Annotated in this window: 26 protein-coding genes; 10 read left to right on the forward strand and 16 right to left on the reverse strand. The window is 41.5% G+C overall.

Annotated features, from left to right (window positions below):
• Positions 1–10 precede the first annotated feature (10 nt).
• Positions 11–814, reverse strand: a complete 804-nt coding sequence (locus tag ACKRDP_RS05830; RefSeq protein WP_409153835.1) for a class I SAM-dependent methyltransferase — start codon at positions 812–814, stop codon at positions 11–13.
• Positions 815–835: 21 nt separating this feature from the next.
• Between ACKRDP_RS05830 and ACKRDP_RS05835 the strand changes: the two genes are divergently transcribed.
• Positions 836–1,867, forward strand: coding sequence for a zinc-binding dehydrogenase (locus tag ACKRDP_RS05835; RefSeq protein WP_409153836.1), 1,032 nt, complete (start codon positions 836–838; stop codon positions 1,865–1,867).
• On the opposite strand, the gene ACKRDP_RS05840 is transcribed toward ACKRDP_RS05835, so the two are convergent.
• Positions 1,829–3,157 (reverse strand): CobW family GTP-binding protein, encoded by a 1,329-nt coding sequence (locus ACKRDP_RS05840; RefSeq protein WP_409153837.1) that lies wholly within the window; start codon positions 3,155–3,157, stop codon positions 1,829–1,831. The two genes, ACKRDP_RS05835 and ACKRDP_RS05840, sit on opposite strands and share 39 nt — an antisense overlap.
• On the reverse strand, positions 3,154–4,425 hold the full coding sequence (locus tag ACKRDP_RS05845) for a YncE family protein (RefSeq protein ID WP_409153838.1): 1,272 nt from the start codon (positions 4,423–4,425) through the stop codon (positions 3,154–3,156). The genes ACKRDP_RS05840 and ACKRDP_RS05845 overlap by 4 nt, the downstream gene beginning before the upstream one ends.
• Positions 4,426–4,598: 173 nt before the next feature.
• Between ACKRDP_RS05845 and ACKRDP_RS05850 the strand changes: the two genes are divergently transcribed.
• Both ACKRDP_RS05850 and lpxB read left to right on the forward strand, forming a co-directional pair.
• Positions 4,599–5,015 carry a hypothetical protein gene (locus ACKRDP_RS05850; RefSeq protein WP_409153839.1) on the forward strand — a complete coding sequence of 139 codons (417 nt, stop codon included), beginning with the start codon at positions 4,599–4,601 and terminating at the stop codon, positions 5,013–5,015.
• The gene (gene lpxB / locus ACKRDP_RS05855; RefSeq protein WP_409153840.1) at positions 5,012–6,118 is read left to right on the forward strand and encodes a lipid-A-disaccharide synthase; all 1,107 of its coding nucleotides are present in this window, start codon (positions 5,012–5,014) and stop codon (positions 6,116–6,118) included. The genes ACKRDP_RS05850 and lpxB overlap by 4 nt, the downstream gene beginning before the upstream one ends.
• Here lpxB and ACKRDP_RS05860 read toward each other — a convergent pair.
• From ACKRDP_RS05860 to ACKRDP_RS05900, 9 genes are all read right to left on the reverse strand, one after another.
• Positions 6,080–7,060, reverse strand: coding sequence for an RluA family pseudouridine synthase (locus tag ACKRDP_RS05860; protein WP_409153841.1), 981 nt, complete (start codon positions 7,058–7,060; stop codon positions 6,080–6,082). The two genes, lpxB and ACKRDP_RS05860, sit on opposite strands and share 39 nt — an antisense overlap.
• Positions 7,017–7,193 carry a hypothetical protein gene (locus ACKRDP_RS05865; protein WP_409153842.1) on the reverse strand — a complete coding sequence of 59 codons (177 nt, stop codon included), beginning with the start codon at positions 7,191–7,193 and terminating at the stop codon, positions 7,017–7,019. Before ACKRDP_RS05865 ends, ACKRDP_RS05860 begins: the two co-directional genes overlap by 44 nt.
• Positions 7,194–7,221: 28 nt before the next feature.
• A complete protein-coding gene (locus ACKRDP_RS05870; RefSeq protein WP_409153843.1) occupies positions 7,222–7,863 on the reverse strand; it encodes a hypothetical protein in 642 nt (213 codons plus the stop codon).
• Positions 7,844–9,829 (reverse strand): type II secretion system secretin GspD, encoded by a 1,986-nt coding sequence (gene gspD, locus ACKRDP_RS05875; protein WP_409153844.1) that lies wholly within the window; start codon positions 9,827–9,829, stop codon positions 7,844–7,846. The genes ACKRDP_RS05870 and gspD overlap by 20 nt, the downstream gene beginning before the upstream one ends.
• Complete coding sequence (locus ACKRDP_RS05880; protein ID WP_409153845.1) at positions 9,826–10,581, reverse strand: PDZ domain-containing protein; 756 nt, start codon at positions 10,579–10,581, stop codon at positions 9,826–9,828. Before ACKRDP_RS05880 ends, gspD begins: the two co-directional genes overlap by 4 nt.
• A 10-nt stretch (positions 10,582–10,591) precedes the next feature.
• On the reverse strand, positions 10,592–11,074 hold the full coding sequence (locus ACKRDP_RS05885; protein WP_409153846.1) for a type II secretion system protein: 483 nt from the start codon (positions 11,072–11,074) through the stop codon (positions 10,592–10,594).
• The gene (locus ACKRDP_RS05890) at positions 11,071–11,367 is read right to left on the reverse strand and encodes a type II secretion system protein (RefSeq protein ID WP_409153847.1); all 297 of its coding nucleotides are present in this window, start codon (positions 11,365–11,367) and stop codon (positions 11,071–11,073) included. The genes ACKRDP_RS05885 and ACKRDP_RS05890 overlap by 4 nt, the downstream gene beginning before the upstream one ends.
• 69 nt (positions 11,368–11,436) lie before the next feature.
• The gene (gene gspG, locus ACKRDP_RS05895) at positions 11,437–11,838 is read right to left on the reverse strand and encodes a type II secretion system major pseudopilin GspG (protein WP_409153848.1); all 402 of its coding nucleotides are present in this window, start codon (positions 11,836–11,838) and stop codon (positions 11,437–11,439) included.
• A 29-nt stretch (positions 11,839–11,867) separates the two neighbouring features.
• Positions 11,868–12,869 carry a type II secretion system F family protein gene (locus ACKRDP_RS05900; protein ID WP_409153849.1) on the reverse strand — a complete coding sequence of 334 codons (1,002 nt, stop codon included), beginning with the start codon at positions 12,867–12,869 and terminating at the stop codon, positions 11,868–11,870.
• Positions 12,870–12,978: 109 nt separating this feature from the next.
• Between ACKRDP_RS05900 and gspG (ACKRDP_RS05905) the strand changes: the two genes are divergently transcribed.
• Together gspG (ACKRDP_RS05905) and ACKRDP_RS05910 are read left to right on the forward strand one after the other, a co-directional pair.
• Positions 12,979–13,422, forward strand: coding sequence for a type II secretion system major pseudopilin GspG (gene gspG / locus ACKRDP_RS05905; RefSeq protein ID WP_409153850.1), 444 nt, complete (start codon positions 12,979–12,981; stop codon positions 13,420–13,422).
• Positions 13,423–13,424: 2 nt separating this feature from the next.
• Positions 13,425–14,603, forward strand: a complete 1,179-nt coding sequence (locus ACKRDP_RS05910; protein ID WP_409153851.1) for an ABC transporter ATP-binding protein — start codon at positions 13,425–13,427, stop codon at positions 14,601–14,603.
• A gap of 4 nt (positions 14,604–14,607) precedes the next feature.
• On the opposite strand, the gene wbaP is transcribed toward ACKRDP_RS05910, so the two are convergent.
• Genes wbaP through ACKRDP_RS05930 form a run of 4 tightly spaced genes read right to left on the reverse strand, consistent with a single transcriptional unit; the run spans position 14,608 to position 19,050 of the window.
• Positions 14,608–16,050: an undecaprenyl-phosphate galactose phosphotransferase WbaP gene (gene wbaP, locus ACKRDP_RS05915; RefSeq protein ID WP_409153852.1), complete on the reverse strand. Its 1,443-nt coding sequence runs from the start codon at positions 16,048–16,050 to the stop codon at positions 14,608–14,610.
• Positions 16,028–17,164, reverse strand: a complete 1,137-nt coding sequence (locus tag ACKRDP_RS05920; RefSeq protein WP_409153853.1) for a glycosyltransferase — start codon at positions 17,162–17,164, stop codon at positions 16,028–16,030. Before ACKRDP_RS05920 ends, wbaP begins: the two co-directional genes overlap by 23 nt.
• Complete coding sequence (locus ACKRDP_RS05925) at positions 17,157–18,095, reverse strand: GNAT family N-acetyltransferase (RefSeq protein WP_409153854.1); 939 nt, start codon at positions 18,093–18,095, stop codon at positions 17,157–17,159. The genes ACKRDP_RS05920 and ACKRDP_RS05925 overlap by 8 nt, the downstream gene beginning before the upstream one ends.
• A complete protein-coding gene (locus ACKRDP_RS05930; protein ID WP_409153855.1) occupies positions 18,088–19,050 on the reverse strand; it encodes a PIG-L deacetylase family protein in 963 nt (320 codons plus the stop codon). Before ACKRDP_RS05930 ends, ACKRDP_RS05925 begins: the two co-directional genes overlap by 8 nt.
• Before the next feature lie 102 nt (positions 19,051–19,152).
• On the opposite strand from ACKRDP_RS05930, the gene ACKRDP_RS05935 reads away from it, so the two are divergent.
• The 5 genes from ACKRDP_RS05935 (at position 19,153) to hisD (ending at position 24,015) form a co-directional block, all read left to right on the forward strand.
• A complete protein-coding gene (locus ACKRDP_RS05935) occupies positions 19,153–19,911 on the forward strand; it encodes an ABC transporter permease (protein WP_409153856.1) in 759 nt (252 codons plus the stop codon).
• 39 nt (positions 19,912–19,950) lie between these two features.
• A complete protein-coding gene (locus ACKRDP_RS05940) occupies positions 19,951–20,982 on the forward strand; it encodes a type IV pilus biogenesis protein PilM (RefSeq protein ID WP_409153857.1) in 1,032 nt (343 codons plus the stop codon).
• Entirely contained in the window at positions 20,979–22,142 is a 1,164-nt protein-coding gene (locus ACKRDP_RS05945) for a type II secretion system F family protein (RefSeq protein ID WP_409153858.1), read from the forward strand. The genes ACKRDP_RS05940 and ACKRDP_RS05945 overlap by 4 nt, the downstream gene beginning before the upstream one ends.
• Positions 22,143–22,266: 124 nt before the next feature.
• Complete coding sequence (locus tag ACKRDP_RS05950; protein WP_409153859.1) at positions 22,267–22,710, forward strand: class I SAM-dependent methyltransferase; 444 nt, start codon at positions 22,267–22,269, stop codon at positions 22,708–22,710.
• 24 nt (positions 22,711–22,734) lie between these two features.
• Positions 22,735–24,015: a histidinol dehydrogenase gene (gene hisD, locus ACKRDP_RS05955; RefSeq protein ID WP_409153860.1), complete on the forward strand. Its 1,281-nt coding sequence runs from the start codon at positions 22,735–22,737 to the stop codon at positions 24,013–24,015.
• Positions 24,016–24,017 lie beyond the last annotated feature (2 nt).

A 24,017-nucleotide genomic window follows, 5' to 3' on the forward strand; every position in this document is an offset into this window, starting at 1 on the left:
AAATTATAACTCAATCCCTAAGTCGCATAAGAACAATGAAGTAGCCAATAGTTCCATCCTCATACATGTTACTATGAATCCTCCATCTGTATATGAATTCTTTTAAAGTGTCCTCATGAATATGTTTAATGACTTTATCATACTGAGCAGCCAAGGCATCGTAGAAAACATACCTTGTTTTTATCACATTTTGAGTTATTTCCTGCAGGACCATAATCTCAAAACCTTCTCTTTCCGCATAGCCAATAAAATCTGATACGATATGAAAATTTGCTCTTTCGTCGAACCTCTTTAAAAACTCATCACACAGGAGTGTATATCCTCCAAGCCTTAACAAGTTTTTGGCTCTGCTAAAGAGAACTTGTTTATCTTTTATGTACTGAGCAGATTCACAGAAGAGCAAGAGGTCATATTGTTTTTCCCTCTTATATTCTTCAAATGTGGTTATGTAAAATCTGTCTGCACATTTTTTGTGTGTAGCCTTAGCGTAGTTTACAAGACCTTCATCTGGTGATATGCCCTCTGGGTCGTATCCCCTGTGCAGAAGCTCGCATACGCTTGTTCCCAGACCACATCCAACGTCAAGTATGCTATGAACCCCCTGTGGTATTAAGCCATATAGCCTTTCCGCCAATCGTTCCTGGGCGGTAAGTATAGATATGTCTGAATCACTATCCCAGAAACCATAATGCAGGTATCTAACCTCTCCATACTTACTGAGAAGTAGAGCATAGAAATTAAACGGGAATTCAAGCAGCCGGTAAGCCTTCTCTGAACCTTTCCTGCCAAAAAGCATCTTTAATCTCTTGAACATGATAGCATTATAATAAAGCACATGCGTGCAGTTATAATTGAAAACTTTGGGGGTCATGAAAATCTTAAATATGTTGAGGATTTTCCAGAACCACATATAAGGGAAGATGAAGTCCTCATAAGGGTAGAGGCTGTAGCCCTCAATCACCTTGACATATGGGTCAGAACTGGAGCCCTTGCGGTGAAGCCAGAGCTTCCGCACATACTCGGCTCTGATGTGAGCGGTGTGGTGGAAAAGGTGGGAAGCCTCGTAAGGGACATAAAGGAGGGGGATGAGGTGGTAGTGGCTCCAGGTCTTTCCTGTGGGGTGTGTTACGAGTGCCAGTCAGGGCACGACAACCACTGCAGGCACTACGACATTCTTGGTCTGAAGTCCAGAGGAGGCTACGCCCAGTATGTGAGCGTGCCTGCAAGGAATGTGATAAAAAAGCCCTCAAACCTGAGCTTTGAGGAGGCAAGCTCTTATCCCCTTACATTCCTCACTGTTTGGAATGCCTTTGTGAACAAGGCACGGATAAAGCCTTACCACAGAGTTTTAATATGGGGAGGCTCTTCTGGCGTGGGGGTGGCGGGCATCCAGCTTGCAAAGCTCTTTGGTGCCTTTGTTATAGCCACCGCAGGCTCAGAGGAGAAGGCAAGAAGGTGCAGAGAGCTTGGAGCGGATGTGGTCATAAATCACTATGAAGAGGATGTGGTCAGAAGGGTCAGGGAGCTCTTCAAAGAAGGTGTGGACATAGTTATGGACCACGTGGGGAGCAAGACCTTCTGGAAGAGCGTGGAGTGCCTCAGAAGGGGTGGAAGGCTTGTCTTTTTTGGAACCACTACCGGCTCAGAGGCTCGTATAGATATAAGACATATCTTTGTCAGGGAGATTGAGCTTCTCGGAGTATACATGGGACCAAGGGCTGACCTTTTTAAAATAACGGAGCTCTTTGAAAGGGGTCTTTTAAAGCCCGTTGTTAGCAGGGTTTTTAAGCTTGAGGAGTCTCAGGAGGCCCACAGATACTTGGAGGAGTCAAAGCACTTTGGAAAGGTGGTGCTGAGAGTGGAGTGATGGGTTCCTAATTATAGCCTTTAAGGCGTTTACACGAGCGGCATCTATTCTGAGTGAGATTTTCGCTTTTGAAAGAACGAAGTACCTACCCACGTGAAACACAGTTTTATCTGGCAATTTCTTTATGATGTAAGAGGCAAAGCCATCTGGTATATCCCATAAAATGATATTTTCTGTATTAATATTTTTCAATAAATTTACCAGACTATATATATCCTCAAAGTTAAGCTGAACTATTAGAGAGGATTTGAAGTTAATCGGACATTCTAAACTACAACTTGAGGTAATCAGCACAGAATCGCTCAGATCTTGTGTAATCAACCACTCAACCGCAGTAATTTCTGGAACAGGATTTCCATCCAGGTAGGCTATGCCGTATCTTCTGTCAAACTCCCCTAGGGGGAGCATTTTTTGCCAATCCAGATCCTTTTTCTCGGGAAAGGGTGGTAGTAAAAGGCTACCGTATCCTATAAAGGTTATAAAGTTCTGTGAAACGTATTCTACAGCACTCCAACTCATATGATTTCTGGTCCAGTTTATGCCTACAGGAAACGGACTTTCAACTACCTTGAGGAAACCTTTAGCCCTTATTACATTTCTTGGGAGTTTATTCAAAAAAACCTCAATATCGTACATGGAATAATATCCGCTCAGGTATAATGTTGTCTGAGAAAACCTATTTCTGGCACTTTCTGACAGCCTATTCTTGAATTTATCGGTTCTTCTCATGGGTATTGCTTCAACAAAGTTAAAAAAGTTGTCTTCCACTACACCCTCGCAGCACAGGAAAGCTGGTTTTTCGTCAAGAGCTTCCATGAGCTCTTTTAGTTCCCTGTTAGTTACCGTATCACATTTAGTTATAACTATGCAGTCTGCATACTGAAGCTGTGCTGTAAATACGGGCTCGTTTCGTAAATCGCACCAATTATCTGCAGGTACCACACATATAACTATGTAGGAATTAAAGCCCGATAACTCCATAGCTTCCATAACAGGGAAAGGGTCAGAAAGCCCAGATGTTTCAATTATGAGTGCCTCCGCAGTATTTCTTACTCTATACAGAGCTTCAAGTAGCTCTCCAGAACCATCACAACAAAAACACTTACCCTCAATCCCCATTACTGGGAGGCTTTCCAGATAGAATCTTATCCTGTCGTAACTAACATCCCCAAAGTCGTTTACTATGATAGCAGGTTTTCTGTCCTTATACTGAGCCAATAAACTGTTAAGTATGAATGTGGTTTTACCACTACCTAAAAACCCTGTTACTAAGAAGGCAGAAGCATTCATATTAAGAAGGCTCTCGCTACCCTTTCAAATACTTGATAAAAGTCTCTCACCACCTGCCCCTGAGCCTGTCCAGATGCAGCAGTCTGAATCCTTTTGATTATTTCCCAGTTAATTGTATCTACTACAAATACGCTGTCAGCCAATCTGTTCGTTATATACATTTTGTTTCCAACAAAAACAGCATGCCCCATGTGCCTGCCAACACCAGTATCCACAACTTTAACTGTTCTCCTCTGATTCAAATCAATAACCTCAAACTTAGTATCTCCATACTGTGTTATAACAGCATACCTGTTATTCGGTGTCACGTAAGCATGTCCCACACCTTTTACAGCCGAGTTTATTTTCGCAAGTTCCAGTCTCGTATCGGAGTCATATATAGCTATTGTTGTACCTTCAAAGGGACTTGCCCCTCTATTGCACAGAATAAATAGCTTTCCATCGTTTGTAAAATTGCCATGATGTCCCTCTATCCTCTGGATATTTTCTGTCTCTGGTGGACTTAAGGATGGAGCAAGTATGGTTAACAGAGATGGTGATGCATAATTCGTTACGTTGAAAATATATACATAGGGGACAGACGTTGTAACCTTAGGCTCGTTAAACTCAACAGTGACCCAGAGCTCCTTTCCTCTCCAGTCAAAGTAGTGTGGATTTCCTGCTACGTTAACCTCTGCAAGAACATCCCCATTTCTGCTGATAAGATAAAACTTATTATCTGCGTAGTTGCCGATAGCGTATACTGCACCGTCTGGTGACCAGGAACCATGCATTGTAAAATCGCCAGTATGAGTCGTATTTTGAACTGGTAGGTCTACAGTTCTCACAATCCTATTATCGGAAGTTCTTATAAAGACTACCCTCGTAGCATTACCGTCCAGACCAGAGTGATTTACAGCAACTAAAGCTCCGTCCGGGGACACAACAGGATGTTTTGGTCTGTTGCCTGTTTCCACGTTTGAAATTAATTGAAGTCTTTCTGTATCTATAATACTGACGGTTCTATTGCTAGGTGAATTGTTTGCTACATATAAAAACTTACTATCCTTTGATACAGAACCCAACGTGCCACCAGCACCATTAGTTTCTATGACTCTTATGATTTCATCAATATCTGGGTCAATAACTACAACTTTACCATCTCCCCTTAATGCAAAAACTGGAAGTTTTCCGCCTCCATTGCCCCCACATGATACAGCGTTAATACTGAGTAAGAGATAGGCACCGCTGAAACCTGCTGTCACCAAAAGCTGTCTTCTAGTAACCATGCTTTTTACCTCCTGGAATTTTGTGAATTGAAGTATACATAATTATGTATGTAATGTCAATAATTTTTGATTATAGGACCTAAACCTTGTATTATATAGTAAATTCAAAATATTTGTATAAATAATTTTCTTTAGATAATTGACCTTTAAAATGTTTATATTATAATATTTAAATGCCCATACAGGAAAGCTACAGGCAGGTGGCTCTTGAGAGGCTTGAAAATCTATGTGGTGAGCTGAAAAGCAGGCTAAAGAGCCTGATTGAGGAAGTTGACCCAGAAGACCTTGAGTTTGGCGTAAGGCTTGAGCTGGAGGCACCGGAGCTGGAGGAGCTCTGGAGGCTGGCGGTGGAAGAAAACAACTACATGGAGGTGGTTTTTACAGAAGTCATGGAGCATCACGACGGGGCTTATCTGAAGGCTACTTTCAGAAATTCTTTAGAGGGATGTTATTCGGAGAGATATGTGAACATCTGGAGCTCCGGCAGAGTGGAACTCTCTCATGCCTTATTTATGGAGCTTGAGGGTATTAGGGTAAGGATTGAAAAGAAGGGAGAAGGCATCTTCAGCGTGTTTGCCCAGTCTGAATGAATGTTTTTGTATCTATTGGTGAGAGGTCAGCCAGCAACTACGTGTATGAGATATTCAGGGATGTAGAGGGTATACACTTCACGGGCATAACGGATGAAAGGCTGGAAGCCATAGGCTTCAAGAGCATTGCCCGTATAGAGGACCTTTCAGTGGTGGGTATAGTGGAAGCACTGCCAAAAATCCCTCAGGTCCTGAGTCTCTGGAAGAGAATAGAAAACATACTTCCACAGATGGATGCCCTTATTCTGTGCGATGCTCCAGCTTTTAACCTTCCACTTCTAAAAAGGGCAAGGGGAAAGGTTAAGAAGATAATCTACTTTATTTCCCCACAGGTCTGGGCGTGGAAGGAAGGGAGAGCAAGACTTATTTCAGAGCTTGTGGACCACCTGGTGGTCATCCTTCCCTTTGAGGTGGACTTTTACAAAAAATATCGGAGGGATGGATTCAGGGTGCACTTTGTAGGTCACCCCCTCGTGGACATGGCAAAGCCAAGCCTGAAAGAAGTGGAGGTAAAGTCCTTTGCAGGCTCTGAAAGCTACATTGCTCTCCTGCCGGGCAGCCGCTGGAGTGAGATAAGAAGGCACACACCATGCCTGAAAGAGGTTCTCCGCTGTCTCAGACCCCAGATGCCTATACTCATACCCACCTTTCAAAACTTCAGGGCTTACCTTACAGAAGAGTTCAAAGACTATTCCGTAAAGGTAATAACTCAGCGGGATATGGAAAAGCCCTCTTACAACGCCATGGCTTATGCAGAGCTTACCCTCCTTGCCAGCGGAACTGCAGAGCTCGAAGCAAGTCTTCTCTCTTCTCCCCACGTAGTCTTTTACAGGGTAAACCCCATCACCTATTTTTTGGGGAGACTCCTGGTTAGGGTTAGGAATATAGCTCTTACCAACCTCATACTACAGAAGGAAGTGGTGCCTGAGCTTGTGCAGAAGAGTCCTTCAGAGCTCTGCAGAGTTGCACAGGATTATCTAAGAGATGGGGGGCTGAGAAGCTCAATGAGGGAAGAATTTAAAAGGCTCAGAGAGTTGCTGGGCGGTGAGGGAGCCATCCACAGGCTAAGAAACCTCCTCCTCCAGCTTCTTTACGAGGGCTAAGGTGCTTTTGAAAGGCTCTTGGTCCTCTATCTGAAAGCTCATTTTCTCTCCAGTGGCGGGGTGTTCAAAGGAAAGGTGGTAGCTCAGAAGCATATGGCAATCGCCCATTGCCTGAAGGACTCTTCTGTCCACAGAGTTTCTCCTGAAACCGTAGGTGGTATCACCAAGGACGGGAAAGCCCAGAGATGAGAGGTGAACTCTTATCTGGTGAGTCCTGCCAGTGTGAATCTTCACCTTCAGCAGGCTTATACCCTGACGGAAGAACCTCTCCAGAACCCAGATTTCACTCTTTGCTGGCTTTCCATCATCTTTTATGGAAAACTTCTTCCTGTCTGCTTCATGCCTGCCTATGGGTGCTTCTACGAACCTGTAGTCCCAGTCTGGAAGACCTTTCACTATTGCCCTGTATAGCTTTTCAACCCTTCTTTCCTTGAACTGCTCTGCCAGCCTTCTGTGTGCCGTGTCCGTCTTTGCCACCACCATGAGCCCCATTGTATTCCTGTCAAGGCGATGAACTATGCCGGGCCTTTCCACGCCTCCTATGGAGGAAAGCTCCTTTACATGATACAGAAGGGCGTTCACAAGAGTTCCGGAAGTATAGCCCGGAGAAGGGTGCACCACGAGCCCACAGGGCTTTATGAGAACTAGTAGGTGCTCATCTTCATAAACTATTTCCAGAGGGATGTCTTCTGGCAAAACTTCAAGAGGCTCAGGTTCTGGGATATGAAGGGTGATATTCTGTTGTGGTTTCAGTTTCTTTGAGGGCTTTCTGACCTCCCTCCCATCAAGGAAAACATAGCCCTCTTCTACCAGCCTCTGAAGGTAGCTCCTTGAAAGCTCTGGATATACCTGTGCCAGAAACTGGTCAAGCCTGAGTCCTTCCTGCTCTTCCTGAACTTCAAAGCTCAGGCTTTCCTGAATTTTCTTCTGAAAGTCTGACATAAACCTGTATTTCCTCTGGTTGTTCCTCAAGGTTCAGGCTGTTTACGTAGCCAAGGAGAAGGTTGTAAAGGACCCTCTTTGGAAAATCTTTGAGTCTGACTTCCTTGCCATTTATGAGAATTTTTACCTGCATCTTGGCACTATCTGACACAGTATAAATTCTACTGCCTTAGCTGAAGTCTTTCAAGGGTGCCGGATATGGTGAGGCTCATACCCCCACCTGATACACGACCGTTTATCTGGGATTTTAGCGGGTCTGAAGGTTTATAAACTATTTGCCCATCACCCACAAGTTCAAAACCCATAAATTTAGCCCTTGCGGTGAAAACTCTCCCCCTCATTTCAAGGGAAAGCTGGTCTAGCTTCGCATCCTGAAGTTTTAAACCGTTCATAAGGAGAGTGCCGTATATACCCTCTCTGAGGGTTATGTCTGCAGTGGTGCTATCAGCACTAGAGAAACACGTAAAATCCTGAGCTCTTAGCTTGATTGCCCATGGAGACAATTCCCCTTTCAGTGTCTTTCCTTCGCATAAACCGTAGAAGTTCAGCTTTAAAAAACCAGCGGATATGTTTAACGCGTCAAAGCGCAAAAGCCTTGATGTCTGGTCGTAGATGTTCACGCCTCTGAGGTTCAAGTTCAGATAACCCTCATGCACGCTGTTTGCAGTGAGATACAGACCACTTTCTGATAGCTTTTTGTCAAGAAAGAGAAACTTTGGAAAAGTAAGAAAGGTCAGGAGAACAAAGAAGACAAAGACGAGAATAACATAGAGCAGGAAGGATTTAGGGCCTGGTCTTTTCATTCTTTCTCTGGCTCTCCATAAGCCTTCTAAGTTCTTCAGCAATTTTCTGATGTTCCTCGGTTATCTTGCTGAGTTCCTCTGGGCTCTCCACCACATAGGGAGTCAGGAATATAAAGAGAGAGACCTTGTCTTCTGTCTGCGAGTCTCTCCTAAAAAGTCTTCCAAAAAGGGGGACATCCTTGAGCCCAGGCACTCCCTCCTGACTGTTTATACTCCTTGTGCTTACAAGCCCACCTATTATTATGGTCTGACCGTTTTCCACCACCACGTCGGAGTTTACCTGCCTGTTGGATGTTACCGGCACCGCATAGCTTAGCTGACCCACCTGAGGTCTTATAAAGTCCACAATTTCCTGCACCTGAAGCCCTATCATAAGCCTGAGGTTGTTCTCCGCTATGGTGGGGGTGATTTTGAGGTCAAGCCCCACCTCTTTATAGTCATAGGTTATGACAGGCTGTCCGTTTATGTCAAACTTAACGCCCGATGCGAAGGGCACCACCTGACCTACCTTTATCTCAGCAGTCTGGTTATCAAGGGTCAGCACCTTGGGGTTTGAGATGAGGTTAAAGCCCGAGCCCTTCTCAAGAAGAGAAAAGAGGAGCACAAGGTCAGGGAAAAAGAGGGTGGACCCTCCTATGGTGATGGTCCTTCCCACGTTGTTGATAAAGCCCAGAACGAAGTTCCCCGCAAGTATGGAGCTGTAGAGGTCCTGAACGCTCCCAACACCAAAGCCACCGCCACCCTTTGAGCCTATTGCCTGCCAGCGAACACCCAGCTCAAGAGCTCTGCTTGTGGACATCTCTACAACAGAGGCGGCGATAAGCACCTGCCTTCTGCGGACATCAAGCCTTTCAATCAGCGACTTGAGCCCTTCAAACTCCTGAGGGGTGGCGTAAATAAGCACTGAATTCGTTCCTCTGTCAAAGCCTATACGCAGTCCTTCTTTTGTTTGTATGGCAGGTATGGGCTGGGGCTGTCTGGGTTGTTGGGTTTGCTCCCTTCTCAGGGGAGTTTCAAGACCTCTTATCTCCTGAGGCTGGGGCTGGGGTGCGGGGGATGGCTGTGCCACCGCCGGACTTACACCGGACAGAAGGCTCTGGAGGCTCCTCTGAAGCTCCTCTGCGGAGATGAACTTTAGGGGCAGAACATAAAAGCTCCTGTCTTCGATGACCTGCGTGGACTGGTCTATGGTCTTTATGACCTCCTCCACCACTGCCTGCACATCCTCGCGGGCAACCACTATAATGGCGTTGGCATCCTTGCTTATGGTGGCTATGCCCGGAACTCCTGTCTGCTGTTGAAGGGCAGTTATAACACCCTGCACGCTCTGAAGCACGTTCTCAGCCTTTGCCCTCTGCAGGGGATATAGCTTTACCCTCAGGGTCTTCTGGGGAGAGTCAAGCTCTCTGAGAATCCCCTTTATCTTTTCTATGTTCCTTGCTATGTCGGCGATTATTATGGTGTTGGACTGGGGATGGATGCCTATCTTGGCAAAGGGAGAAAGGAAAGGCTGAATAGCCTGCTGGAGCTGAACCGCCTGTGTGTTCTCTGCGGTAAATAGGTATATCACTATGTCCGCACCCGTTGTGGGCTTTCTGGGTTCTGCAAGGGGGACTGCCTGAGCAATAGGAACTATGCGAACGAAATTTCTGTCCTCCACCACTCCATAGCCCTGAAGGGTGAGAGATATGACAAAGAGCTCCCATGCCTGCTGGAGGCTTACAGGCTTTGCGGAGCTAATGGTAATATTACCCTTCACATTGGGGTCGAGCACTATGTTTTTGCCCGTGAGCTCTGACATGAACTTGACCACAAGGGATATGTCAGCGTTGTTGAAGTTAAGGAAGACCCTCCCAGTCCTTTTCTGCTCCTGAGCCTGTTTTTGCAACTGCTCTGCATCCTGAGCCCTGCCGGCAGGCGCCAACAGAAATATCAGCAAAAGAAAAGCCACAAACCTTCTCATCATTCCACCCTCAGGGAAAGGTCTATGAGTTCATTTCCTCTCTGCAGGTTCAATTTTATACTGCTTTCGTTGCGTAGCACCTGAAGAATCCTGAAGGCGTCCTCACCGCTCTTTATTTCCTGGTTGTTTATGGAAAGGAGCACATCCCCGGGTCTTATTCCAGACCTTTCAAAAACGCTTCCCGGCTCCACCCACTCAAAGAGAAAGCCCCTTGTCCTACCATCCTGCACAAAGGGCACAAGCCTTATCATCCGAAACATTATTCCCGGGTCAGCGGTTATGCGTTCAAGTTCTCCCTTTGGAATGCTTGCCTGAAGGCTTCTTGAAGCCTGTGGGGAGGGGAGGGTGGGGGATGGTGCAGACGCCTGAGGAAGGGGCTCTGGACCAAACCTGAAGCCAATAGCCACCTTCTGCTCACCCTTTGAGAGCAAAAGATAGTTCCTCTCTATATTTACAACCCTGTAGCCACCCACCTGAGAGCCTATGCGGAGGGTTTTTGTCTGCCCATCCACCACCGCAAGGGCAAGGCGGGCTGAGCCGGTGGCGGTGGCAAGAAGGGTTATTGAGGGCATTTTTTCTTCTTCTTTCTTCTCTTCTTTTGGATAAAGGCTATCAAACTTTGCAAAAAGAGTCTGAGGCTGAACCTCCTCCCTGTGGAGCTGTGGTGGGGTGAGTTTTATACCATTTAATAAGAATGTATAAAGGAGCAAAAGCACACCAAAGGAAAACAGTAGGGCTGGATAAATCGTCAGCATCGGGAAGATATTATAAACTTAGCTTTAAACTTCTGCCCCCCAACCTTACCTCCACCCACTGGGGAATGCCCCTGAACTCTTCCAGATACTGCCCGTTGGCATAAACCCTGAAAGAAAACTCATCAAATCTCCCCAGCTTTATCAGTCTGTCCTCTTCATAAAAGGTTATTTCCCCATAAGGATATGGAAACTCATAGTAGTAGAGCCAGCCATCCTTATACAGGTATGCACACTTTACCACACCCTCATAGTAGTCCCCGGAGGATGTTATCACAAAAAGGGCATCCTTCCTCATATACAGGTCCACCGCACCCACAAGCTTTTTCTGGAGATTCCAGAAGAGAAGAGCTTCTTCCTTTGTGAGTTCTGCAGATTCAAGAAGAAGGTAAGAGTTTCTGACAGAGGAGTAGAAGCTGTAAGAGAGCACACCAAAGAAAACCCCTATCAGGGTAATAACCAACAATACCTCAAGAAGAGTAAAGCCCCTTTTCATCTTCTGAGCTGATAGACAAGTATCTGTGCAGAACCCAGTTTGTAGGAGACCTCCTCTATCTCCGGGTAGTCCTCAAGGGTTTTCCTCTCTATTTGAAGTCCCTCAGTTTTTCCCTCCACCAGGGCGTTGTTGAGTTCCAGCATATCCCTCTCAAGCTCCTGCGCCTGAGCGTAATCAAGCCTTGCCCCTGAAATGGTCTCAAAGACCACAGAAAAGCCCACCGCAAGGACCACGATGGCAACCATAAGCTCAAGTAGGGTAAAGCCCTTACTTTTCTTCACCCTCTGGAACATCAAAAAGCCTCTCTATCCATTCTTTTCTCAAGGTTTGCCACTGCCACTGTTCTTTCAAACATCTGTATATTACTTCCAAACATCTATGTCGTCCTCTGTGCCTTCTTTTCCGTCAGGACCCACAGACCTAAGCTCAAAGGGTCTTCCAATGCCCGGAGACATGTAAATAAAATCCCTGTCCCATGCATCCTTTGGCACCTTATCCAGATACTGCCTCCAGCGGGTGGGCACGGGAGGGGTGGCAGGCTTTTCCACAAGGGCTCTTAGCCCCTGCTCCGTGGTGGGATAAAAGCCGTTGTCCAGCTTATACTGCTCGAGGGCATCCTTTACTGCCTTTAGCTGAACCCTTGTGGCTTCTACTTTTGCCTCGTCCACCCTTCCGGTAATGCGCGGAACCACAATTGCGGCAAGAATGCCGAGGATTATGATAACCACCAGAAGCTCTATAAGCGTAAAACCTTTCTGTCTCATAGGAAAATTATATCTGACTTGTCCTCGTGCTACCTTCTGACCCCCGCCGATATCTCCGAAAGGGGTAGGACAACGCTGAGGACCACCACCGCCACCAGAGCTCCCACCACCAGCATGGCAATGGGTTCTGCAAACCTGAGCCAGAAGGATATGGTCCTCTCCGCCTGACGCTCGTATAGCTCTGTAAGCATCTGAAGGCTCCTTTCCAGCTCACCACTACGCTCACCCATTGAAAGAAGGTTTACAAAGGTCTCAGGAAGCACCCCCCTATCTCTCAGAGATGCACTCAGGCTTCTGCCTCTTGAAACCTCAAGCTCCAGACCTTCTAAGGATTTTCTCAGGTATGCGTTGGAAAGACTGCCCACGCTCAGGCTTATTGCCCTTGTGAGGGGAATGCCAGAAGAGAGTGCCATAAGCATAGTGCCCGCAAGGCGAGAAAGGTTATAGTATAGAGATAGCCTCCCAAAAAGGGGAAGCCCGAGAAGGTATCTGTCCCAGACCTCCCTTCTTATAAATTTGTGACGGAAGACATAGGCGAGCAAAAGGAAAGGCAGAAGGTAAAGCCCATACGAGAGCCCCTCTGCAAAAAGCACCAGAGCCTTTGTGATGAGAGGAAGCTCCTTTCCAAGCCCCTGAAGGACGCTGGCAATCTTTGGCACCACCACCCTGACCACCACCAGCACAGCCAGCAAGCTTGCGCATATGACAAAAAGGGGATAGGCAAGGGCAGTCAGGAGCTTTGCCCTTGTTTCTGCAGTCTTTTGCAGGTATTCGCCAGCAATCCTGAGAACCTGCTGGAGGTTTTCCCCCCGCTCTGCGGTCTTTAGCATCTCAAGGAAAAACTGGGGGAATACGCCTGCCTGAGAGAAAGCCTTGTGTATGCTCATACCCTTCTCTATGGCTTCCCTGACCCTGAGGAGAGCCTGCTTTATAGTTCTGTTTTCAGTCTCTGAGGAGACTACTTCTAGGGCTTTCAGAAGGTTGAGACCTCCAGCTAAAAGCATGGATATTTCAAGGAGTATATAAGACATTTCCTGTGGCGTGTAACTTTCGATAAGTGTATTTCCTGTCCTTCTATGTTTCTTTAGAAATTGAAGAATGTCGTCAATTACATCCATTGTTACTATATAATTATTACTCATGGAAAAGCGAAACAGTTTAGGATTCACACTGATAGAGATACTAATAGTCGTTATTATTATAGGCTTACTTGCAGCATTGGTAGCGCCAAGACTCGTAGGCAAACTTACAGAGTCGAAAGAAAAAATAGCAAGGCAACAGATAGCTATGCTTTCTACTGCTTTGGACCTTTATAGAGCTGATGTGGGCAGGTATCCAAGTACTCAAGAGGGATTGGAAGCTCTAATTAAGAGGCCAGAATCCGTTCCCGTAGATAGATGGAAAGGTCCCTATTTAAGGCAAAATAAATTACCTCTAGATCCATGGGGACATTCCTATGTTTATTATGGTCCAGAAGACCCTCGGGCGATTGAGAAAGGCGTGGATTATATAATAATATCCTATGGAGCAGACGGTAAAGAAGGAGGTAGTGGTGAAAGCAAGGATATATCTAATTTAGATTGAGTATGTCTTATGTCTTAGAGGCAATTGGTTTAACCAAGATATACAAGATATACAGAAAGCCAGCGGATAGATTAAAAGAAATAATTACAGGTAAAAAGTATCATCAGGAACACGTGGCGTTGAATAATGTTTCGTTAAAGTTAAAAAAGGGGGAAGTTCTTGGTATTATAGGTGAAAATGGAGCGGGGAAAAGCACCTTACTTTCAATACTGGCAGGAGTTCTCCCTCCTACCAGAGGTATAGTTAGAGTAAATGGGAAGATAGCCGCAATATTAGAGTTAGGTGCAGGATTCCACCCAGACTTATCGGGTTATGATAATGTATTTATGTATGCTAAACTCATCGGCATGTCTGGAAGTGAAATCAAGAAGAAAATGGATTTTATAGAAGATTTCTCAGAACTAAGGGGCTTTCTAGATAAGCCGATAAAAACATATTCTACTGGTATGGTCGTGAGGTTAGCCTTTTCAACTGTGCTTGCAGTTGAACCTTCAATATTTATAGTGGATGAGGCCCTTGCGGTAGGTGATATACACTTTCAATACAAATCTTTTAATGCACTCAGAGAATACAGAGAAAAAGGAGGAGCTATCATCTTCACTAGCCATTCTTCTTACCAGGTTACCAACATATGCGATAGAGTAATTTGGCTTAGACATGGGGAAGTAGTAATGGAGGGTGACCCACTTCATGTGGTCAAAGAATATGAGGATTATATGAGAGAAAAAAATAAAATAGGGGATAATACAATAAATCAAAACGTTCAATTTGAAAGCCCTGCATCTGCTCCTGCTTGGATTTCATATGTAGCAACTAATAAGGAAATAATAAAGCCAGGTGAAAGTCTTCAGATAAGGGTAGAAATTAGCTCTAAGAACCATACCAAATTGCATATAGGAGTTGTCTTTAAGAGAAATGATGGATTGTGGGTATCGGTTTATAGCACCAAACATGAAAATAAGCTGGTTAATATGATTAAAAAAGCTACAGTGTATTTTTCGTTTCCAGATTTTCCAATACTCCATGGACTATACAACATAGAGATATATTTATTGGACGAAACAGGTAGTGTGATATACGATGTAAAAACTTTGCCTTTAAACGTGCAAAAAAGTGATTTGTTAGACATGGGTGTTTTTAGATTACGAGGCAATGTTGAAATTGAAAACAAACCCAGCTAAGCCACTAGTAAGCCCCTTCCCCTCTTATTACAGCCCATACGGTTTTTATGATTATAAAAAAATCAAGCCATAGGGACCAGTTTAGAATATAGAAAACATCCATGGCAACCCTTGTCTCATAGTCAACTTTACTTCTACCACTCACCTGCCAATATCCTGTTATCCCAGGTTTTACCTGAAGATAGAGATTTGAAAATTCTTTGTAATATTTTTCTAGTTCATCCTCTGTTACAGGTCTTGGGCCTACTAGACTCATCTCGCCCTTAAGCACGTTTATGAGCTGAGGAAGTTCATCAAGCGAGGTTTTTCTTAAAAATTTTCCAAATCTGGTAACTCTTGGATCATTTGTCATTTTCCTTTTTTCTTCCCACTCACTCCTCAAATCCTCATTTGTAGCTAAAATATCTTTCAGAATCTTCTCAGCGTTCTTATACATAGTTCTGAATTTATAAACCTTTATTACTCTACCGTCCTTTCCTATTCTATTTTGACTTATTATAATAGGCCCTGAGCTATCTAATCTTATACCTATGGATATAAAAATACCTATTATTAACGCAATTGGCAGCATAATAATAGTTAAAATGTAGTCAATTAAAGTTTTTAATGCAATATTTACTCCTGATTTGAGATTGTCTTTAAATTTTAAAAAGAGGAACTGAGGGAAATACATGGGTATTATTTCTAAATTCAGCACATTATATGTCCTTATGGAAGGTATAATAATAACTTCTTTGGCTACTTTCTGACATTGTATAACAAGGCTTGACAGTTTTTCATTGCTAATGCCCTCTGAGAATATGGCAACTGTATGTATTCTTTTTAAAAGATTCAATTTCCTTATGATATCATAAGTTCTCACTTTATATTTTGTGTCGTTTAAAACCAGATTGCCTTTCTGTTCAGCTACTATTCCTATTAGTCTGTATCCCAAATACACATCCTTAAGCAACTTTTCTATATCTTCCCTGTATCTTTCTTGAAAACCAATAAGTAAAAGAGTTTTAATTCCTATTCCTAACTTATGAAGCAATAGTTTGAACAGCAGTCTGGCCATGGGAAGTAAGATAAAAAGGTAGGAAAAGGTAAAGAAAACCAACAGTCTTGATATTTCGTGCTGAAGTTTTGCCACTCCAACTATAAAAAATACAGTTATAAAAGAAAATACTACAGCTTTGAGCGTTCTTCTTAATTCTTCCTGATAGGGGAATTTTTCAGAATAAAGCCTTTCATAGAATAAAAAAAGCAATAATGTAAATGGTATCCAAACTATCTTAATAACATCATCAAAATCATTATTAAATTCTGGTAGTATATTTTTAAACTTATTCCCAATACTCAATCTACTTTCAAAGGCAAGATAAAGAGAAATATAATAGATGATTAAATCACATAATAACATACCCAAAACATATAAAATGTCCTTATGATTGTAAAACTTTCTCATATATGTTCACAAAATTATTTGTTACTCTCTCAATGCTAAAGATATTAGCTCTTTCTTTAGCTTTTTTACTGTAGATATTATAGTTTTCCTCATTTTCAAGTATTTTTATTATTGCTTCAGCTAAACCTTTACTGTCTCCCGGTTCTACACATAAACCTGTTTCTCCATGCAGATTTACTTCACAAACACCTGATCCTCTTAGTTTTGTGCTAACAACTGGCTTACCAAAACACATGGCTTCTACTTGAACTATACCGAAAGCTTCTGTTTTATATTTGGACGGCAGGCAGAAAACATCACACCTCTTGTAACAAGTTACTAGTTGCTTTTGATTTAATTTTCCGAGTAAAAAAACTTTTCCCTTTAATCCAAGAAACTCTACCATTTCCTCTAAATTTTTTTTTAGAGGCCCATCTCCAGCAATCAGAATAACAACATTTTCTGGTAAAAATTTGGCCGAATTAATGAGTACATCAAAGCCCTTATAATACACAAGTCTTCCCACAGAAAGGACAATTTTTCTGCCCATTGAGAGTTCTCTTATATAATCCGCATAATAGTAGTCTTCCTCATATTGATGCAACTCATTTATGTCAATTCCGAGGGGTATAACAGTTGTTTTATTCTGCATAAATTTAGAAAATTCTGATTCTTCTCTTAAATTATTTGATGATACTATTATATGCTCAGCCCTATTAAAGAGCCATTCCAAAAGAGGTTTATAAAATATCATAAGAAGCCTATATCTGTATATTTCCATGTGCCACTGTAAAATAATTTTTGCTTTAAGTTTAAGTTGAGAGAAGAACAACGCAAGATTTGCCATAGGATCGGGCATATGGACATGTATTATATGATATTGATTAGAAATTTCTTTAAGTTTTGTAATCATATGCGGTGCTATGCTCGTGGATGCTAAACGAAAGTACGTTGGTACTTTGATGACTCTATAATCATCATAGTTTATTTCCTCATAAGCCGCACTGTCATTTGCACATAGAACATCGCATCTTATGCCTTTCCTGTTCAAAGAGACTGTTAGTTCTTTTATAAATCTTTCCGTGCCCCCAATAAATGGAGGATAATGTTTCCCTAGCTGTAATACTTTATACATCTTCATCACCGTAAGTGTAAAAAAATTTCCCTTTAAGTTCTTCAGCCCTCGGTCCGGTTACGGCATTTGCAACTAGGGTAGGGCCATCTATTACTTTAAGTATCTTCAATCCTCTGAGTTTATCCAAAGCCCAGGGCATGAACCTCATGTTTAGCGGAGTATTGTATAATTTTGCCACCGCATTTAAGGACTCACTTAAATATTTTATAGAACCAACATAATCGTATATCTTTTTTACTTCTGTATCTTCCCTTACTACTAAAAATGACACGGGAGAAAGAAACTTAAAAGTGCAGTAGAAAGAAAACTTTGCACCTGGTTGAGAATACCTCCATGCTAATGTCCTGTAATCTCTATAATTTATTATTAAATCATACATTTCTTTCTTCATTACGTCCCATAACGGCTCAATGAATTCCTCCGTTAGGGTGCATTTCCTAACTGAATAAATAAATTTAAGCAGACCGTTACCATAAATAAATTCAACTTCAGTAGAATTCTCTACTTCTTCATAAAGTCCAAGTCTTACACCAATATCTCTGGCTCTAATCGTTGGAAAGCCATACGGGAGAATTATTTTTCTTTCGTCTGAGTTTGGGCAAAATTTTATTATAGACTGCTCAACTAGCCTGAAAAAAATCCCTCTTTTCGTAAAAGCTCCTCTCTTTGAAGAATGCACCATGACATCGGAGACCACTGCAGAAAGGCCCTCTAATTTTTCAAATTTCACCCTTCTTGGAACCAATCCATAGTGACCTATTATAGCATCTCCTTCTTCAGCCACTGTTACGAAAGTCCCCAATCCATGGTTCATATATTTCCACTTCCAAAGTTCTATAGGCAAATCCTTGCCAAAAACCTCGTGAAAAAGATTTAATATTCTCACTTCATCGCCATGCTTATACTCCCTTATGATAACATGTTTACCCATTACCCATTAACCTATCGTAAAGATTTCTGAGTATCCCACCCTTCGGCATGATAAAATCTTTAATTTTCTGGTATTTCATCATAATTTTATAGAACTTAGAAGCTTTTATACAAGCAAGCTCTTGTTCCATGTTGTTTTTGATATGCATAAGTGAGTTGTAATTATGCCATAAATCCTCCAGTTCCTTCTTATAGTGTGCCAACTCCTCATTTTTCTTCTGTAATTCATTTTCTAAAAGTCTAATGTTTCTTAATATATCAAGATAAAAAAATTCTCCAAGGAGGTATACTACTAAGTCTTGAACTTCCCAACTATCCTCCAGTAGTATAAAGCTTTCGTAGAATCTTCTAGGGTATCTAAGAATTAAACCATTAAATTTTCTAATACTTATGAACTTATCTCCAATACCATAAAGCTCCTTGAGGCTATTTTTATACATGGAAATACTTTTTATTAATCTGTCCATATATTTTGAAACATCTACATTAAAATTGCCTATAATATCATTATAAACAGAATAGAATGAAAACTTTATGGTGGGTAGTTCAGTATGAAGTTTTATACATAAACTTCCTAAAATCCTATGGTCTTCATGAAAATCATAAGGCGCTGTGGAGAATATAAAATCAACATCTTGTTTTATTGCATAAGTCTTTATTTTTTCCTTTATATCTTGCTCGTAGAACTTTAGACCCCCATCTGGATATGTCCAAAACTCCACGCGGTCATAGCCAAGTTCCTCTCTTACCTTAAGTGCTTCCATCTTTCTAATTTCTGGGTTTCCTGCCTTCTCTCCTACGGATAAAAAGATTGTATGTATTTCTTTCCCCATTTCCTTAAGAACGCATATGGTTCCACCGCAACCCAAGAGCTCATCGTCGGGATGTGGGGCAAGCACCAATATTTTCCTTATTTTTTCAAGGTCTAAACTTGCCGGTGTATTGAAGCCAATCATTTTACTTTGGATACTTTTCTGCTATATTTTTAATCATGCTCTTAATTATACCTCATACAAGGCAAAGCTATTTTATCAAAAGAAGTATATAATTCAATAGGGATGTTAAGCCTGAGTTTAATTTTCAACAATATAAAAAGGGAGTTGAAATTTAATTTCGCTGGTTCTCAACTGGGTCTGCTCTGGTTTCTTATTACTCCACTAATCCAGACATTCATTTTTTACTACATTTTTGAGCATGTCCTTAAGGCCAGATTTCCAAAAGAAGTAACGGCAAATATACCTTATGCAGCTTATCTAATAATCGGTATAGCTTTTTGGAATGGTTTCTTGCAAGGTGTTAGTAAAGGCTCAATTGCTATATTGGATAATAGATATTTAATTAAGAAGACTCCTATCCCTCCCTATACATATGTTGTATCCTCCTCCACAGTAGGTTTTATGTATACACCTATCGTGCTTTTATACACAATACCATTACTTAAAGCAGAGGCTATTAGTATAATTTTTAAATTGCTACCAATGATTTTTTTGTGGTATTTCCTATGTATAGGGTTTTCTCTAATACTTTCGTCTCTGGCTGTGTATATAAGAGATTTACCATATGTAATCGGTCCCATAATGAATTTCCTGTTTTATACTGTTCCAATAGTGTATCCATATTCTTTCATTCCAGAAAAAATAAGAATATTTATAAACATAAATCCGTTTTTTCACATGGTTAAAGGCATCTATCTCCAAGCTTCTGGAGAAGCGACCCTTACTACCTTAATAACCTGTTTTGGAATATCCATTATATCGTTATTAATAGGCATTGTCACATATACAAAGCTTAGGCAGGGTTTCTTAGACGTACTCTAAGAGCTGCATAACGCTAAGTATAATGCTATAATAAAAAGCATGAGAAAATTTGCAGGCATAGAATTAAGCAAAGCAGGTCTAGATGTGCTTTTAAGCAGCGGAGAAAGGTATTTTTTCAAAACTATAGATGAATTCTTGGTTTCTCCATACTCTAATATAGAATCTGCAGTCGCCATAGCCAGAGATTTATTAATTGTTAGAAAATGGAAATTACCTAAAGAAGCGGAAAACAATATTAAGGAAGCCATATCTTTAAATGCTGATGACATCTTTCCTTATAATATAGAAGAAATAGAATTTTTATATCAAATCATTGATCATGATAACAATATAGAAGTGATAATAATTGCAGTGGAAAAGACGCTGATAGAAAGCATTAGAAGGATTAAAAAAGTAAAACTGATAACTCCTTCTGCATACATATATCCCGTGATTGATGCCGAAGAGTCATTTACGATAAAAAGAAGAAACTACAGCGAAGTAGTTAAGTTTAAGCACGGACAACTCATAGATTGGTTTATAAGAAATGGTATAGAAGAAGGAATTGAAATAGATACAGCAAAATTACTTATTGATGTATTGAAAAGAAACTATGTTCCAAAATTGACCTATCTGGATAGAAGGCTTATCTTCAATAAATCACATGTCGCTTACGCTGCTTTTGTAAGTGCAATAACTTTATTCACGCTGATGGTGTCAGTTGGAAATTTTATATACTGGAAGTATAAGATAGCTAACGTAGAAGGGAAATTAAAAGAAACAGAAAATCTAGTTGCTGAGTACACAATGCTCAACGACAGGCTTTCATCTAGTAAGCATATTGTTGAAAAAGTATCTGGTATAAAAACTCTTGAGTTGATTTCATTGATGGCAAAGATGTTACCTAAAGATTCATGGATAATAGGTCTATCTATCAAAAAAAGCGAAATCAGTATAATGGGAGAAACAACTGATGCTCAAACGTTAGAATCAAAATTCAGACAGAGCTTTAGGAATATAGAGTTTCAGGTAAGAAATAAGACTGGAAATGTTTATGAATATACAATTAACATTAAGGCGGGGAAAATATGATGGAATACAAGTATAAAGCATTCTACAACGGGCAATTAATAGAAGGGGTTGCTGAAGGAGAAAGTAAATGGGATGTGGTTAGTCAGCTAAAAAATCAGGGTATTATGGTGCTTCATATAGATGAGTTGGCTCCAAGAGATGCTTCCATAGATTATAAGTTCTTAGAAAAATTTACAAGACAGTTGTATCAACTCTTAAAATCTGGTTTAACCACAGATAGAGCTATACTGTTCCTTTGTAAGTCAGAAAAAAAATATGGAAGAGAACTAAATGAAATCCTGAATTCACTTAGAGCTGGTGATGCCTTCAGCACTGCCTTAAAAAAGGTTGGTATATTTCCTAGAAGCTATACTGAGATGGTAAAATCTGGAGAAGAAAGTGGTAATCTCGAAGATATCTTGGAACTATTACTTTATGCAATACAGGAAAGAAATGAATTAAGAAAACATATAATAAACGCATTAATTTATCCATCTTTTTTGTTCATTGTCAGTATATTATCCTTTATGCTGATAAGTTTATACGTCATACCAAAATTCAAAGTTGTACTACAGAGTGCAGACATAAAACTACCATTTTTAACTAAAATTGCTTTTGCCATATCTGATATTTTTAGTTATATAGTTATTTCTTCGTTAATATTTTTTCTTTTAATCTTAATTTCTGTGAGAATATTAATCAAGAAATATAGACAACCTTTAGAAATTTTTCTACTCAAGATGCCTTTTGTGGGAAATGTGATATTAAAACTTGAATTAATAAAGTTTTCACAGAGCATGTATTTTTTATTGAAAAGTAATTTGCCATTAAATATTGCTATAGATATAGCTACAGGAACTGTGAACATGTTGGCTGTAAGGAATAAGTTAGTGGAGGTTAAGGCTGAAGTTTTAAAAGGTTCAAGCCTGAATCAGGCTATTATTAAACAAGAGTTGTTCCCTGATATATTTACAGAAATTATATCAATAGGTGAACAAACTGGTGAGTTACACCGCGCATTTCACACGCTATACACACAGTTCAGTAACGATTTTAAAGATATGACCAAGAAATTTATTAGCCTTTTAGAACCTGCAATAATAATCGTAATGGGTCTTCTTATTGGCTTTTTAGTGTTTTCAATGATGCTTGCAGTGTTCAGTATATCCTCCGGTATTTAATTTAAGCTTTTTTTGTTGTTTATTGCTCCGAAGAAACGATAAAACCGAGTAAAAGTTAGAAGATAGAAATTCAATCAGCTAGGTGACGCTGAACAATTTGAGAAGTGTGGTATAATTTGAGTCGATGCCCTGGAGTAATCCATCTCAAATAAGTAAAGTTCTTGAAATAGTTCTTCGTGAAAATCCTTATAAAATACTTGACTTAGGTTGTGGTATGGGGATTTATGGCTTTTTATGCAGAATATTTCTTGAGCAAATTGACCTTGTTATTATAGACAATATAGAATCTGCTATTCTAAAGTTTAATTCAAAATCCTATGATATGGTTCTATTTCTGGATGTGATTGAACACTTTGACAAAGATACCGGTATGTGGATTTTGAAGGAGGCATTCAGAGTGGGAAGACAAGTTATTGTAACTACACCTAAGGAGTTTTTCGCGCAGGTGGTTGAGGAGAACCCTCTTGAAAACCACAGATCACACTGGAGTAAGCAGGATTTTATGACATTCGGAAAAGTGGAATTTTTTGACCATCCCGAGAGCTTAATAGCCCTTATCTCAGGATGATTCTTTAATGTTATAATTTCAAATATGCGCATAGAAGACCTAAGGCATTCTGCGTGGAGGTTTAACGAGAGGCTCAACTTCCTGAAAAACAGAGGGCAGGTCCTCACAGAGGAATACGAGCCAGTGGTGAAGGAGATAATTCAGAGAGTCCAGAAGGAGGGGGACGCTGCAATCATAGAGTATACGGAAAAGTTTGACCGCATAAGGCTCACGCCAGAGACTGTGGAGATTCCATACGAAGAGCTTGAGAGAGCCTACAATGAGATAGAGGAGGATGTGAGGTCTGCCCTCGAGATCGCCCATGAAAGAATAAGAAGGTTTCACGAAAAACAGCTTGAAAGAAGCTTTTTTGTAGAGGAGGAGGGCATAATCCTTGGAAACAGGGTTCTGCCACTGGATAGGGTTGGTATATACGTGCCGGGTGGTAAGGCGGCATATCCCTCCACTGTGCTCATGAACGCAGTTCCTGCGGTGGTGGCTGGTGTCGGGGAGGTGATAATGGTCTCCCCAAAGCCAAACCCCTACACCCTTGCGGCGGCTTTTATAGCAGGGGTAAGCAGGGTCTATCAGATAGGTGGAGCTCAGGCGGTTGCAGGGCTTGCCTTTGGCACAGAAAGCCTCCCAAAGGTGGACAAGATAGTGGGGCCGGGAAACATATACGTTGCCCTTGCCAAAAAGCTCCTTTATGGAGTGGTGGACATAGATATGATAGCAGGACCCTCTGAGATACTCATAATTGCAGATGGGACCGCTGACCCGAGATGGGTTGCCGCTGACCTCCTGTCTCAGGCAGAACATGATGAGCTTGCCGGTGCCTTTATGGTGACCACAGACGAGGAGTATGCAAGGGAGGTTTCTCAATGGGTAGAGAGGCTCCTTGAGGACTTCCCCAGAAAGGAGATAGCTCAAAAGTCCATTGAGAGGTTTGGCACTTCCTTTCTGGTTGAGGACCTGTATCAGGCATGTGAAGTGGCAAACTACATAGCCCCGGAACATCTTGAGGTGCTTACAGAGGACCCCTTTTCCCTCCTTCCCTACATAAGGCATGCGGGTGCTGTCTTTCTTGGAAAATACGCCACTGAGCCCCTTGGTGACTATCTGCTTGGCCCAAATCACACTTTACCAACTGGTGGAACTGCAAGGTTTTTCTCTCCGCTGGGTGTTTATCACTTTCTGAAAAAGAGTTCCGTCATATACCTCTCCAGAGAGGGCTTTGAAAGGGTTGCAGAGCCTGCTGAGAGTATTGCTAGGGCGGAGGGGCTCTATGCCCATTACTATGCAGTCAGGGTAAGGAGGGAGCTTTAGCC

The sequence above is a fragment of the Pampinifervens navoyensis genome (assembly GCF_046159715.1).
In the GTDB taxonomy this organism is placed as follows: domain Bacteria; phylum Aquificota; class Aquificia; order Aquificales; family Aquificaceae; genus Pampinifervens.